Origin of the sequence: Bradyrhizobium sp. STM 3561 (genome assembly GCF_045571455.1) — a bacterium.
In the GTDB taxonomy this organism is placed as follows: Bacteria; Pseudomonadota; Alphaproteobacteria; order Rhizobiales; family Xanthobacteraceae; genus Bradyrhizobium; species Bradyrhizobium vignae.
Window position 1 is genome coordinate 2,566,119 of record NZ_CP120695.1, and the last position, 13,445, is coordinate 2,579,563.

General features: G+C 62.9%; 11 protein-coding genes. 5 read left to right on the forward strand and 6 right to left on the reverse strand.

The window, feature by feature from the left end; all coding sequences use genetic code 11:
- Nucleotides 1–266 precede the first annotated feature (266 nt).
- Nucleotides 267–1,307, forward strand: a complete 1,041-nt coding sequence (locus P6U28_RS11900) for an acyl-CoA desaturase (protein ID WP_407122310.1) — start codon at nt 267–269, stop codon at nt 1,305–1,307.
- A 103-nt stretch (nt 1,308–1,410) separates the two neighbouring features.
- On the opposite strand, the gene P6U28_RS11905 is transcribed toward P6U28_RS11900, so the two are convergent.
- The gene (locus tag P6U28_RS11905) at nt 1,411–2,469 is read right to left on the reverse strand and encodes a hypothetical protein (RefSeq protein WP_407122311.1); all 1,059 of its coding nucleotides are present in this window, start codon (nt 2,467–2,469) and stop codon (nt 1,411–1,413) included.
- A gap of 312 nt (nt 2,470–2,781) precedes the next feature.
- Here P6U28_RS11905 and P6U28_RS11910 point away from each other — a divergent pair, with 312 nt between their 5' ends.
- The 3 genes from P6U28_RS11910 to P6U28_RS11920 are packed head-to-tail and all read left to right on the forward strand — an operon-like array spanning nt 2,782 to nt 3,764.
- The gene (locus tag P6U28_RS11910; protein WP_244607659.1) at nt 2,782–2,994 is read left to right on the forward strand and encodes a hypothetical protein; all 213 of its coding nucleotides are present in this window, start codon (nt 2,782–2,784) and stop codon (nt 2,992–2,994) included.
- Between the two features lie 18 nt (nt 2,995–3,012).
- Nucleotides 3,013–3,309, forward strand: coding sequence for a cytosolic protein (locus tag P6U28_RS11915; RefSeq protein WP_122403456.1), 297 nt, complete (start codon nt 3,013–3,015; stop codon nt 3,307–3,309).
- Nucleotides 3,306–3,764: a hypothetical protein gene (locus P6U28_RS11920; protein WP_407122312.1), complete on the forward strand. Its 459-nt coding sequence runs from the start codon at nt 3,306–3,308 to the stop codon at nt 3,762–3,764. Before P6U28_RS11915 ends, P6U28_RS11920 begins: the two co-directional genes overlap by 4 nt.
- A gap of 165 nt (nt 3,765–3,929) precedes the next feature.
- Here the strand turns inward: P6U28_RS11920 and P6U28_RS11925 are convergent, their stop codons facing one another.
- From P6U28_RS11925 to P6U28_RS11940, 4 genes are all read right to left on the reverse strand, one after another.
- Nucleotides 3,930–4,574, reverse strand: coding sequence for a phasin family protein (locus P6U28_RS11925; protein ID WP_407122313.1), 645 nt, complete (start codon nt 4,572–4,574; stop codon nt 3,930–3,932).
- 109 nt (nt 4,575–4,683) lie between these two features.
- Nucleotides 4,684–5,199 (reverse strand): ParB N-terminal domain-containing protein, encoded by a 516-nt coding sequence (locus P6U28_RS11930; RefSeq protein WP_407123059.1) that lies wholly within the window; start codon nt 5,197–5,199, stop codon nt 4,684–4,686.
- A gap of 235 nt (nt 5,200–5,434) precedes the next feature.
- Nucleotides 5,435–6,076 carry a hypothetical protein gene (locus tag P6U28_RS11935; protein ID WP_407122314.1) on the reverse strand — a complete coding sequence of 214 codons (642 nt, stop codon included), beginning with the start codon at nt 6,074–6,076 and terminating at the stop codon, nt 5,435–5,437.
- Between the two features lie 114 nt (nt 6,077–6,190).
- Nucleotides 6,191–9,961 carry a vitamin B12-dependent ribonucleotide reductase gene (locus tag P6U28_RS11940; protein ID WP_407122316.1) on the reverse strand — a complete coding sequence of 1,257 codons (3,771 nt, stop codon included), beginning with the start codon at nt 9,959–9,961 and terminating at the stop codon, nt 6,191–6,193.
- 764 nt (nt 9,962–10,725) lie between these two features.
- On the opposite strand from P6U28_RS11940, the gene P6U28_RS11945 reads away from it, so the two are divergent.
- Nucleotides 10,726–11,622, forward strand: coding sequence for a DMT family transporter (locus P6U28_RS11945; RefSeq protein ID WP_122403452.1), 897 nt, complete (start codon nt 10,726–10,728; stop codon nt 11,620–11,622).
- 18 nt (nt 11,623–11,640) lie between these two features.
- Here the strand turns inward: P6U28_RS11945 and P6U28_RS11950 are convergent, their stop codons facing one another.
- Nucleotides 11,641–13,440, reverse strand: coding sequence for a cache domain-containing protein (locus P6U28_RS11950; protein WP_407122318.1), 1,800 nt, complete (start codon nt 13,438–13,440; stop codon nt 11,641–11,643).
- Nucleotides 13,441–13,445: the final 5 nt, after the last annotated feature.

Sequence of the window (13,445 nt, forward strand, 5' to 3'; positions counted from 1 at the left end):
CCGCGGCAAGCCGCTGTCGCCGGCGCAGGCGCGAACGCCGGTGGCATTGCGGTCGAGATACATCGGGTCAGTAGGTGGGTTAGCTCGCGGCTGCGCCAAGTCCGCCAGCGTAACCCATCATTGTTTATCACCCGAGACACGAAAGAGGTGGGTTACGCCCTCAAGGCCGCAGCTCCGCGGTCGTCGCCCCGGTCCTTGCTCAAAACAACCCTCGGCTGTACGCTGCACCGCAGAAGAGTGCATTTTGCGGGAATGGATCGGCTGAAATGACCGTGGTTGAGAGCGTGGCGTCCGAGCAGCTTTCGGAGCGGAAAATGCCCCCGGGCGTGCTCACCGAAGGCCCGGTGGTCGACGCCAAGTTTCGCGATTCCTACATCTCCTTCGCCATCATGATCGGCGGTTCGGTCGCGGCGCTGGTCTGGGCCTTCTGGCAAGGCATCGGCCGGGTGGAGCTTTCCGTCTTCGCCGGCACCTTCGTGCTGTCCACGATCGGGATCGGCTTCATGCATCGCTACTTCGTGCACCGCAGCTTTCGCTGCGGTCCGGTGATGCGGACGATCTTCGCCGCGCTCGCGACCATGGCGGTGCAGGGCTCGATCCTGAAATGGGTGAGCAACCACCGGCGGCACCATCTTCACTCCGACAGGCCCGGCGACGTCCACAGCCCCTATTACGACGGCGCCGGCAACCCCTACACCAGCTTCGCCAAGGGCATGTCGCATGCGCAGGGCGGCTGGGTGTGGGACCGCGAGACCACAGATGCTACCTATTACGCCAAGGACATCCTGGCCGATCCGATCGCGATGTTCTTCACCAGGACGCGCTGGTACTGGTACGCGCTGTCGGCGCTGATCATTCCCCCCGCCATCGGCTACGCCTTTGGCGGCGTGCACACGATGATCGGCTGCATCCTGTTCTCCGGCCTGTTCCGCAGCTACCTCATGACCATGGCCACCTCACTGGTGAACTCGGTCTGCCACAGCGACGGCCGCTACGGCTACCGCCGCTTCGAGACCAACGACGGCACGACAAACGAGCTGGTGACGACGCTGCTGACGTTCGGCGAAGGGCTGCACAACAACCATCACCGGTTTCCGCGGGATGCGTATCTGTCGCATGCGTGGTACGAGGTCGATATTAATGGCTTGATTATTCTGGGGCTGGGGAAGCTCGGGCTGGTGCAGGATATTTTTGGCGTCGGCAAGCGTCAGCAAACGTCGGATGCGGAGCAGGGTGGGGCGGAGGCTGTCGCCGTGCAGAACGCATTTGACGGCGTCGCAGAAGACCTTCGCTCGGCTGGACGGTAGACTTGCGCGACTAACGCCGTCCATCGAGGGCGAGCCGAAGCCGCAGCTCGTCAGGCGTCAAACCCGATCGCGCGTGCGAGAAGCAAGCCGGCGCCTTGCGGGCTCACCAATCCGGATCGCCGTAATAAGGGTCGGCCATATAGGGCGGCGGCATCCAGGGGCCTCGCGGCGGCGGCCTGGGCCGCCGTGGCGCGGCGTCTGGTACGTGCGCCCGGGCGCGCGCAGCCGCATCGTTGCTCACGACGCTGCGCACGACGGGCTTGGCGCCTGCAGAGGCGGATGACGCCGATGACGCACTCAGTTGCGTTTGCAGCGCCTGGACCTGGGCGGCGAGGCGCGCATTGTCCGCCGCATCCTTCGCCTGTGCGGCCTTGAGCTGCTCGATGGTGTCGGCCTGGTCGCGCAGGGCCTGTTCGCCGCGGCTCTTCAGCTGCTCGAGTTTGCCGGTGATGTTCGCAAGCTCGCTCGTGATGGCCTTGAGCGATTGCGCGAGCTCGGACGATGACGGCTCGGCCACCGTGGCGGCAGACTTCGGAGCGCTTTCCGTGTCCTTGGGCCCCGGGAGCGCAGGCACCGGACTCGGCTCATCCGCAGCCGCCAGCAGCACCGTCGCCGGCTGCGCCGGGCTTTCCGCCGCGGACGCTTGCGGCGAGCTGCTCGCGGCCGGCGGAGCCCAGTGCGCCATGATCGACTTGCCGATCGATATGGCCTCGTCGCCGTATTGCGAAGCGACGGCGGCACCGAGCAGGCCAATCGCCAGCACGAGAATAGCCAAAGCGCGCATCATGGCCCTGTCTCCCTTCAGGCCCTGATCGCGAGGCTTGGTGTTTAGAGGCTTGGTGTTTAGAGGCTTGGCATCAGCCGCCGCCGCCTTGTTTCCGGAAGTGGCGGCTGCCGTCGCGGCGGCGCTTGCGTGCGAGGCCCGCGGAGCTTCGCTGTTGCGTTCCATTCCGGAAACCAGCCGGTCCAACCGCGCAAGCTCTTCTTCTGCGCTCTTGATCCGGTCGTAGGCCCGCGCCAGCCCACCGTCGCCGCGCGCCGCATCCGGCTTGGCGGTGTCAGGCTTGGCGGTATCAGGCTTGGCGTTATCAGTCTTGGCGGTATCAGGCTTGGCGTCATCGGTCTTGCCGGTATCAGGTTTATGGTCGTTCGTGTCAGGCATCGATGCGCTCTCCATCCGGTCGGGGGTCAATGGGAGGCAGTCCGATCGCTGGAAGGATAGGTCTCGCCGCTATCAGACACAACGCGTGCGCAAAGGAGAAATTATGGCGGGCCCGGCACACGATGCGCGACATCGCGCTGTCGCGCGATCGCTTTGAATCTTCCGGCGCTGAAACAGCCGGGGGCTGCTTCCCCAGGCATCCCTGCGACGTGCTATGCTGTCGCGGGAGGAATCGCAATGAGGATCCCTACGGCGATACTCGCCCTGCTCCTTTCAAGTCCGGCCGCCGCCCAGGAGTGCCAGACATGCTCAATGGCCGACGCCTGCATGAAGGAATACGCCAAGACGACGTCGGAGGCCCAACGGGCCACGAAGCAAGGCATCCGGGATTGGAAGCAGAATCTGGACAGAAAGGCCTCTGCAGAATTGTCCAGCAGGGGCATCCTCGCATTGCAAGACGCCATGGAGGCACAGGTTCGTACGGAGCTGGAGCGCCTGAAGGAGTGCCTGGCGAAGATCAGGTAGGGTGCAAAGGAGGATCCGATGAAATCGCTTTTGCTGCTTACGGCGAGCGGTCCGCTGCTTGTTCTCACCTCGCATGAGTCCCTGAACGACCTGAAACTTCTTGGGGTGCTCAGGCAAAAAGGTATCGGCAAGTTTGTCGCGTTCGAGGTTCCCTTGTCGCTCGCCAGGGAGCGCTACGGTGGGCACTTTCAGGCGGTTGAAAGCAACCTGCACGAGACCGATGATTTGAGAGTGCTCGACTTCAATGGCCAGCGGGTGTTTCAGCTCTTTCGCTTCGAGGAGCTCGGCTCACCGATGCTGATCGAACAGTCGTGATCGGTTTTGCCTTGCGGCATGAGCTGTTTCGAAAAAGCCCATTCATTGCGTTGCGGCGGCGAAAGGACCAGTTGAGCAGCGCTGTTCTCGCCATGAACGTTCGCCGAGGGGAACGGGCGCTGGCTCATTCCGTTTTCTTGGGGGGCTTGTCAGAGGAGGACAACATGAAGGCAAGGATCATCGCGCTCGCTGCTGCCGTTGTCATGGCTGCAGCGCCAGCCGTGTTTGCTCAGGGTGTATCGAGCAAGGCGCCAGGTCAGGAGATGCAGCAAATGGGTTCCCAGAAGGGCGAGCCGGGCGCTTCCAGCTACGCTCCCGGGCATAAGAAGAAGCATCACGCGATGCGCCACGTGAGGGCCTCGAAGAGCACCAGTCCCGGCGCGTCGAGCTACGCTCCAGGTCAGACCACCGGCGCGAGCACGAGGCCGACCACCGGCTCGAAGTCAGGGTATTGAACTCCAGGCGGTCCTTGAGTTAAGTCCATGCACTGACTGGACATAACGGCCGGCCGGACGGAGCAGGTAGGATGTCGAGCGGAGCGAAGCCCATCAACGAGTGATGGGTTTCGCAAGGATACTGCTCATCCCAGGGGCTTCCGGACCCGCAATGCGCAGCTGCCGTTAGTGACGCATCGCGCGGATTTCGAGCGTGGTCTGGGTGAGCCTGGCCACGAACCCCTCGAAATGCATGACCCTTTGTCTGGTCAATTGTTCATGCAACTCGGCGATCTTCTGGGATTCGGCGACAAACGACTCGCACGCCTGTTTCGCGTACTCCATCTGAAGCTCAAACGCCTCGAGGGGTGAACGCGCCATCGCGAGCTTTCCCAGGAAGTTCCAGGCTCGCTCAAGCGACGTCTTGATGTAGCCGCTATAGGCGTCGGCGATCGCCTGCGTGCTGGCCTGGAACGGTTCGACCGGTGCGACGGGCGGGCTTGCAGCGATCTCCATCCCGGAAGTCTCGTCCGGCAAGGCTGCAGCCGAAGGTACCTCCGCACTGATCTGTCGGCTCGGCTCTTGTTCTGTCTCTTGCCTGGTCTCCGCCGAGGCATCCGGCAATTGATGCGCCGCAGTTGCGCGTTGCCCGCCGGCCCCGGTCCGTTGTCCGGCCTTCTTCTTCCCGCCGCGCCGGCCGGATTTTCCCGTTGGCTTGTTGTCCGCCGCACTCAACATTGCAAATGGCTCCTGAATATCGATGAAGCCGCGAGCCTCCGCCGCGTTTGCGCTGAAATCGCGATTGTGGGCTGTCGCTTGCGTGGCGGCCATGTGGTGAGATTTTGCCGCTGCATTTTGATGCATCCGGCCAAAAAGCCGCTGATCCAGAAAGCTGCGGGATTGCCGTCGCGCGCTGGCACCGAAATTCTGGCGCCGACGATCAGTAGCGGCCCCCGCTGCTCTTTTGCTGCGTGATCCAGTCCGACAATGTTTTCGGTGTCGATTTCGCAGTCCGGCCGGGTGATGCCTTCGGATTGTCGCGCACGCCTTTCGTCGGACGGGTGCGCTGCGCTTCCGTTGCGCCAGCGCCCCTCAAGGCAGCCGTCGATGCCTCTGCGGCTTCCTTTTCCAAGCGCAACTGTTTCAATCGCGCCATCTTGATGCGCTCTGCCTCGACTTCGGGTCGTTCCGACAGCAGGGGCTTGTGTTGAGTGAGCTCGGGCGGGACCAGAACGCCGATAATGGTCGTCTCGCCGAGCGCCTTGCAGGCCTCTAACCGATGCAGTCCCTCGACCAGAACGAGGCGGTCTCCGTCGAGCCGAACGGAAATCGGGGCCTGTTGTCCGATCTCCAGAATACTTTCGGCGATCTCCCCGACGATCTCGGGCTTGACAGCTTTCTTCTGCTTCGTGGGAACGAAGATCTTCTCGATCGGGAAGCTTTCCGGTTTGGGCATGACTTCTACTCCGCTTCTACCGGGCCCGTCGGAACCCATGCCGATGAGGTTGGGAGTTTAGGAGGGAAGGGGGCGGCCGCAAAGGCAAACTCCGCTGGTAGAATGGGTTGAGCTCTTGCGAAACCCATCGTTGTGTAGCTGAAATTGACGGGTATCGCTCTCCGCTACACCCACCTATGGGCTATCACCGTAGTTCGTCCTTGCCTCTGGCCGGGAAGTCCTACGAGCCGCCAACCTATGCGTCTTCGTAGCCGGCGTAGTTTTGTGGAGGATCGCCTTTGTTTACTTCAAGCTCCTCTCCACAAGAATTGCACTTGAACATGTCATAGTACGGCCCAGCTAAGCCATATAGACGTGGAACTGTTGCGCGAATTTTGGGATGCTCGTGTATTTTCTTGTTTATCCAGTCGCGTCCCAAGACGCATGCTTCCTGCACACCTTCCTTAATAATAGCGCGCTCGATTTTCTCGGCTTCGGTAGCTGTGATGACCGCATTCGTCATTAAAACGTGGCCGGTCGCCCGCCCTTGCTTGACTAACCTCTTTATTTTTTTCAGCTCTGGCGTCAGGCCAGCTAAGGTGAGCGACGCGTCGACTCGGCTGACATGTTTTGTTTGGAGCGTGGAATCGCAACTGTTCCTGCTACTTTGAGGGCGGCTGACTAAACCCTTAAAGGAGCCGTCGCGGCCCCCATCATGCGTCTTAGAGTAGACAGATACGGCGCGATCGAAGACTACTTCAAAGATTGACGCGCATAGATCCTGAAATGAGGCCCACCCCAACGTGTGTAGGGCGTAGTCGACATGCTGCGCTTGGACTTGAGGACGTACTCTGTTGGGGCGACGCGGACCTGAAATCGAATTCTTTACATTAGGCATTTGAACTAACTCGTTACAAGAATGCCGACCGTGCTCTTTTTGTTCCTTTCAGTCTACGGGCGGTGCGAGTCGCACCACCGCCCGTAGTGCTCGCTCGCTTAATGCGAGAAGCGTTTAGCTACACCCCGTCGTGCTGCCACACGTATCGCACTTCATACACGTCCCATTCCGCACCAGCGTGAAGTTGCCGCACTCCGAGCACATCTCGCCTTCATAGCCCTTGGCCTTGGCTTCGGCGCGACGCTCGGCCTTGGTGGGGGCGGCGGTGGCGGCGGTGCCGGCCTTGCTCCACTGCAGCTGCTCGAGCTTCTCCGTCGGAGACAGATCGTGCTGGACTTCCTGCTTCAGGGCGACGGCGCCTTCGATGGCGTCGCCGGCGCGGGCCGACGTGCCGTGCGCGGCGAGCGCAGTGACCTTGCTGCCGCCGGCGGGGGCGCTGTCGTTGCCTTGCGAGACTGCGGCCGAGCCGCCGCGCATCACGACGAGGTTGTCCGTGCGCGAGCGGGTGAGGCCGCGCGACACCAGCTTGGTCGCGTGGTGGCCGCCGTCCTCGTCCGGCTCCTTGCCTTCCTCGACGCCCTTGCCGAGTGCGTCAAAACCCGTCTCGTTGGGATCGACGTGGGCGAGGTCGAAACGAGAGAGATAGCTCACCGCGAGCTCGCGGAAGACGTAGTCGAGGATCGAGGTCGCGTACTTGATGCTGTCGTTGCCCTGCACGGGGCCCGCCGGCTCGAAGCGGGTGAAGGTGAAGGCGTCGACATATTCGTCCAGCGGCACGCCGTATTGCAGGCCGAGCGACACCGCGATGGCGAAGTTGTTGATGAAGGAGCGCAGCGCCGCACCTTCCTTGTGCATGTCGATGAAGATCTCACCGAGACGGCCATCGTCATACTCGCCGGTGCGCAAGTATACCTTGTGGCCGCCGACGACCGCCTTTTGGGTGTAGCCCTTGCGTCGGTCAGGCATCTTCTCGCGCTCGCGCATCACGACGATGCGCTCGACCAGCTTCTCGACGATCTTCTCCGAGACCTGGGTCGCGCGCGCGGCCATGGGCTTCTCGAAGAGCTGCTCGACCGCATCGTCCTCGTCCTCATCATCGCTGATGAGCTGCGAGTTGAGCGGCTGCGAGAGTTTTGAGCCGTCGCGATAGAGGGCGTTGGCCTTCAGCGCGAGCTTCCACGACAGCATGTAGGCGGACTTGCAGTCCTCCACCGTGGCGTCGTTCGGCATGTTGATGGTCTTGGAGATCGCGCCTGAGATGAAGGGCTGCGCCGCCGCCATCATGCGGATGTGGCTCTCGACCGACAGATAGCGCTTGCCGATCTTGCCGCAGGGATTGGCGCAGTCGAACACGGCATAATGTTCGGCCTTGAGGTGCGGAGCACCTTCCACCGTCATCGCGCCGCAGATGTGGACGTTGGCGGCTTCGATCTCGCGCTTGGTGAAGCCGACGGCCTGGAGCAGGTCGAAGCCGGGGGCTGCGATCGCCTCGGCGCCGATGCCGAGCTGGTCGCGGATGAAGTCTTCGCCAAAGGTCCACTTGTTGAAGGCGAACTTGATGTCGAAAGCGGTCGGCAGGGCCTTCTCGACCTTGGCGATCGCCTCATCGGTAAAACCCTTGGCCTTCAGCGTGGTGACGTTGATGCCGGGGGCATTCGCCAGCGAGCCATGGCCGACGGCATAGGCCTCGATCTCCGCGATCTCGCTCTCGCGATAGCCGAGCGCGCGCAGCGCAGCGGGGACCGCGCGGTTGATGATCTTGAAGTAGCCGCCGCCGGCGAGCTTCTTGAATTTCACCAGCGCGAAGTCGGGCTCGATGCCGGTGGTGTCGCAATCCATGACGAGGCCGATCGTGCCGGTGGGCGCGATCACCGTTGTCTGGGCGTTGCGATAGCCGTGCTTCTCGCCGAGCTCGAGCGCCGCGTCCCAGGCCGCCTGCGCATGGCTGACGAGGTCGGCCTGCGGGCAGGAGACGACGTCGAGCGGCACCGGGTTGACGCTGAGCGCTTCATAGCCGCTCGCCTGGCCATGCGCGGCGCGGCGGTGGTTGCGGATCACGCGCAGCATGTGCGCCGCGTTCTTCTTGTAGCCGGGGAAGGTGCCGAGCTCGGCCGCGATCTCGGCCGAGGTCTTGTAGGTGATGCCTGTCATGACCGCGGTCAGCGCGCCGCAGAGCGCGCGGCCTTCCTTAGAGTCATAGGGCAGGCCCATGGTCATCAGCAGGCCGCCGATATTGGCGTAGCCGAGGCCGAGCGTGCGGAACTCGTAGGAGAGCTCGGCGATCGCCTTCGACGGGAACTGCGCCATCATCACGGAGATTTCGAGCACGATGGTCCAGAGCCGGCACAGGTGCTCATAGCCCTCGACGTCGAAGCGCTTGGTCGTGGTGTTGTAGAACGTCAGCAGGTTCGCGGAGGCGAGGTTGCAGGCCGTGTCGTCCAGGAACATGTATTCCGAGCACGGGTTGGACGCGCGGATGTCGCCGGACGCCTTGCAGGTGTGCCAGTCGTTCATCGTGGTGTTGAAGTGCAGGCCCGGATCGGCCGAGGCCCAGGCGGCGTAGCCGATCTTCTCCCAGAGGTCGCGCGCCTTCAGCGTTTTCGTCACCTTCTTGGAGGTGCGAGCCGTCAGATTCCAGTCGCCGTCGGTCTCGACCGCGCGCAGGAAGTCGTCCTTCAGCGAGACCGAGTTGTTGGAGTTCTGGCCGGAGACGGTGAGATAGGCTTCACTATCCCAGTCGGTGTCGTAGGTGTCGAACTGGATGTCCTTGTAGCCCTGCTTGGCGAACTGGATGACGCGCTTGATGTAGTTGTCGGGCACGAGGCTGCGGCGGGCGAGCTTGATCTCGCGGCGCAGGGCAGGGTTCTTCTCGGGATCGAAGCAATCGTCGCCCGAGCCTTCGCAGTTCACGCAGGCCTTCAGCACGGCTTTCAAGTGCTTCTGGTTGATCTTGGATCCGGTGACGAGGGCGGCGACCTTCTGCTCCTCCTTCACCTTCCAGTCGATATAGGTCTCGATATCGGGGTGATCGACGTCGACGACGACCATCTTGGCGGCGCGGCGCGTGGTGCCGCCCGACTTGATCGCGCCCGCAGCGCGGTCGCCGATCTTGAGGAAGCTCATCAGGCCGGACGAGCGGCCGCCGCCGGAGAGCTTTTCGCCTTCGCCGCGCAGGCGCGAGAAGTTGGAGCCGGTGCCGGAGCCGTATTTGAACAGGCGCGCCTCGCGGACCCAGAGGTCCATGATGCCGCCTTCGTTGACGAGGTCGTCACCGACGCCCTGGATGAAGCAGGCGTGCGGCTGCGGATGCTCGTAGGCCGACTTGGACTTGGTCAGCTTGCCGGTGAATGGGTCGACGTAATAGTGGCCCTGGCCGGGGCCGTCGATGCCATAGGCCCAGTGCAGGCCGGTGTTGAACCATTGCGGCGAGTTCGGCGCCACCATCTGCATGGCGAGCATGTAGCGGAGCTCGTCATAGAAGGCCTGCGCGTCTTCGTCCGAGCTGAAGTAGCCGCCCTTCCAGCCCCAATAGGTCCAGCAGCCGGCGAGGCGGTCGAACACCTGCTTTGCGCTGAGCTCGCTGACATAGCGCTCTTTCTCGGGCAGCGCGGCGAGGGCGTCGGTGTCGGGCACGGAGCGCCACAGGAAAGAGGGGACGGATTCCTCCTCGACCTTCTTCAGGCGCGCGGCAACGCCGGCTTTGCGAAAATACTTCTGGGCCAGCACGTCGGAGGCGACCTGCGACCACTCGGAGGGCACCTCGACATTGTCGAGCTTGAACACGACCGAGCCGTCGGGATTGCGAATCTCCGACGTGGTCAGGCGGAATTCGATTCCCGCATAAGGTGACTGTCCTGCCGTGGTGTGGCGCCGCTCAATCCGCATCGTCTTGCCCCGTCCTATTTTGACCGGCCCCGCCCCTCGTTGAGGGCGTGCCGGGTCGACATTTCATTTCGCGGCTCCTTCGGGCCATTCGGCCTTGGGCACCGCAGTTCAGCCGGTGGATCCGGCCCTGTTTTTCCCGACGCGATCTCGATGCGTTGCATCGATCATCCCGCCGGCACGTCCACACCCATCCGCCCCCAAGGGGATGTGCGCGACATGCGTTCAACGCCCCACTGTCACAACGTCTACCGATGCCATCCGAACCTGTTGCCGGCCCGTTCTGGCGCCCGAAGAGTCCGCCTTTCGAGGGCAGACAAGCCCTCATTCCGCAGCCTTTGGCTGGCTGGCGGAGTGCCGATTTGCGAGACCCTTTGGGGGAGTGCCGGCGGGACGCAAACTCACTCGCGCCGAACGGACCGAAAGCTAGGACTCTCCGTTGCGCCCGTCAAGAACTAGTGCGAGTTCCTGAATCAAATACTAAATATGGTGGATTGCGGGGGATAACAGGGGGCTTCGCCGCGCCTGTTGTGGGGCCAAGTATCAGTGAGTCCTCAGGGATTCCCAACCGAAAAAATTTGCATCCCGTGGCGATGCGGGCCCTTCATCCCGCTGTTCACAGGGCAGGTATATTTTTCGGGACCGGGATTGCGTCAGCGGGACTCACGTAGCCCTACGGAAGGTGAGAGCAGGCATGCCCGCCGAGGTGGTGGTTTGGGGGGCGAATCCGGGCCAAGCTGACCTTCAGATTTTGCCGGATTACCCCCATGCATGATTCGACCCGCCGGGATGCGCGGCCGCGCATCGCCCCGGCCGGCTTGATGTTCCTTGCGATCACCTCGATCGGCTGGGGCTTCAATTGGCCGGTGACGAAATTCCTGCTCGCCGAGCTGCCGCCGCTGACCTTGCGCGGGGTCACCGGCGTGCTCGGGGCGGTGCTGCTGGCGCTGCTCGCGGTGACGCGCCGGCAGAGCCTGAAGGTGGAGCCTGCGATCTGGCCGCGCCTGTTGACCGCGGCGGTGCTCAACGTCACCGGCTGGATGGTGCTGATGGGCCTCGCGCTGCTCTGGCTGCCGGCGAGCGAGGCGGCGCTGATCGCCTACACCATGCCGGTCTGGGCCTCGATCATCGCCTGGCCGGTGCTGGGCGAGCGGCCGACGGTGTTGCGCACGCTGGGGCTGGTGCTGGCCTTTGCCGGCCTTGCCACCATCATGGGCGGCAATGGCATCGCCGCCAGCGCGGAGAAGGCGCCTGGCATCATCATGGCGCTCGCCGGCGCGCTCGGCTTTGCCGTCGGCACGGTCTTCTCGAAGAAGTACCCGATCCGTCTGCCGCCGATCACCGCTGCGGCCTGGCAGATCGGGATCGGCTGCCTGCCGATCTCGATCGTCGGCCTCCTGGTCGAGACCACGCATCTGGACAAGGTGACGCCGCTTGGCTGGTGGCTGCTGATCTATTCGACCGTGGTGCAGTTCTGCATCGCCTATGTCAGCTGGTTCGCCGCGCTGGCGCGCCTGCCGGCCTCGGTCGCCGCGATCGGCACCATGGCGGTGCCTGTCATCGGCGTCGTCGCCTCCGCGATCGCGCTCGGCGAGCCGCTCGGGGCAGGGCAGATCGCGGCACTGATCTTCACGCTGGCCGCGGTGGTGCTGGCGACGCGATAGGTGTCCGGAGCCGGGCTATCAGTGGTCCTGAGGCTCTTTCTCTCGCCCGCGTTGTGCCGAGCCCGGCGGTTTCAACGGCAGGTCAGCAGGTGCGACAGCAAAGACTTCGAGAGCCTGGTCGTAGCCTTTGATGGTCCGCTGTCCGAGCGATGCCAACGGAACGCTATCCCTTACCTTTCCGGCGATCGTGGGATCAGCCAGGATCTGCGCGTCCTTCGCGAGATTGCAGAGCCGCGACGCCAAATTCACCACGGCTCCCATCGCCGTGTAGTCCAGCCGACCGTCATAACCAACCGTTCCTACCGTGGCCGGTCCCATGGCAACGCCCACACCAAAGCCGATGGCGTGGCCGGCGTCACACCATTTGCCGGCAAGGGACTGCACCGTCATTTGCAGGTCGATCGCGAGTCGGACCGCTTGATTTGCCGGCTGTTCGCATGCGATCGGGGCATTGGCCAGGAGCATGACGCCGTCGCCATCAAAGCCGATGAGCGTTGCCTCGTGACGAGTCGTCACGGCGCCGACGGCCTCGTAGTACTCTCGCATGACGGCCATGATGACGTCGGGTTCATTGCGCGTGGAGAACGCCGTGAAGCCGCGCAAGTCGCCGAAAATGACAGCCACTTCACGTCGCTGTCCTTCGAGCAGTTCATGAGAATGCTCGACCAATTCGGCAACCTGTGAGGGCAGGAACTGCTTCAGCCGTTCGATCCGCGCAGATTTCTGCTGTGAGATCGCCAGTTCAGAAGCCATTTCATTGAAGCGCAACGCCAGTTGCTGCAACTCGTCACCGCTGAAGATCTTGATGCGATGCTCGAATTGTCCGGTTCTGATCCGCTCCACGCCCTCTTCCAGTTGCTTGATCGGGCCGGACATTCTGTGTGCGCGCCAATAGGCGAGCGCCAGCGCGATGAGAACACCAAAGGCAATGAGCATCGAGGAGCGCCACAAGGCCGCGCGAATTGATGCAAAGGCTTCCGAGGTTGGCTGCATCGCGATCACCGTCCATCCTACATCGGCGGCCGGAACGGATAGAGCCACCACCGGGTTGCCGCGCTCCCCGGTTATCACCGCCGCTCCGCTCGCCGCGCCAACGAGATGCTTGATCCGGCCAAAACTGCCCGAGCTAGCGCGGCCGCGCAGAACCCGACTGATATCGGGATGTGCGATCAGATGACCGGAATCATCGACAACTATGGCGTAGCCGTTCTCGCCAATTCTGATGGCTGCGATGACATCCCAGATCAGCTTGAGATTGACCTCGGCGATCGCAACCCCCGCGGCAGGCAGGCTCCCGGCAACCGCGACCCTCATATAGGGCTCTGAATCTCGCTGGTACTGAACCGGTCCGTACCAGACTTTGTTGCCGCGTGCGCCCAGAACAGCGGGATCCGTAGACATATCAATGCCGCGCCCGGTCCTGTTCAGAAGCAGCCTGGAAACAAAGACCCTTTCGCTGCCGGTCTCATCCAGAAGCGAAACCGACACGATTGCAGGCACCTGCTGGAGGAGGCGCAAGGCATCGATCTTATGTTGGGCATCGTCTCCGGCGGACCAGGGAAGCTGTACCATCCAACCCAGCTGATCTCGGATGCCGTCGGTGAACGCCTCGATCCTGTCGGACGCCGCGCGAGCATCGGCCTGCAGCACCGCGCTGATCTGGCGGCGCTGGTCTCGGTAACCGAAAGAAGCCTCGATCGCGGCGCCGAGTATCAGAGGCACGACCGCGGCGACAAACAACGTCGCGAAGTACTTGCAGAACAGCGAACGACGCGGAGGCATCGTACACGAAGAGGAGTCCGCAGCACCGTCCGTCATGACTA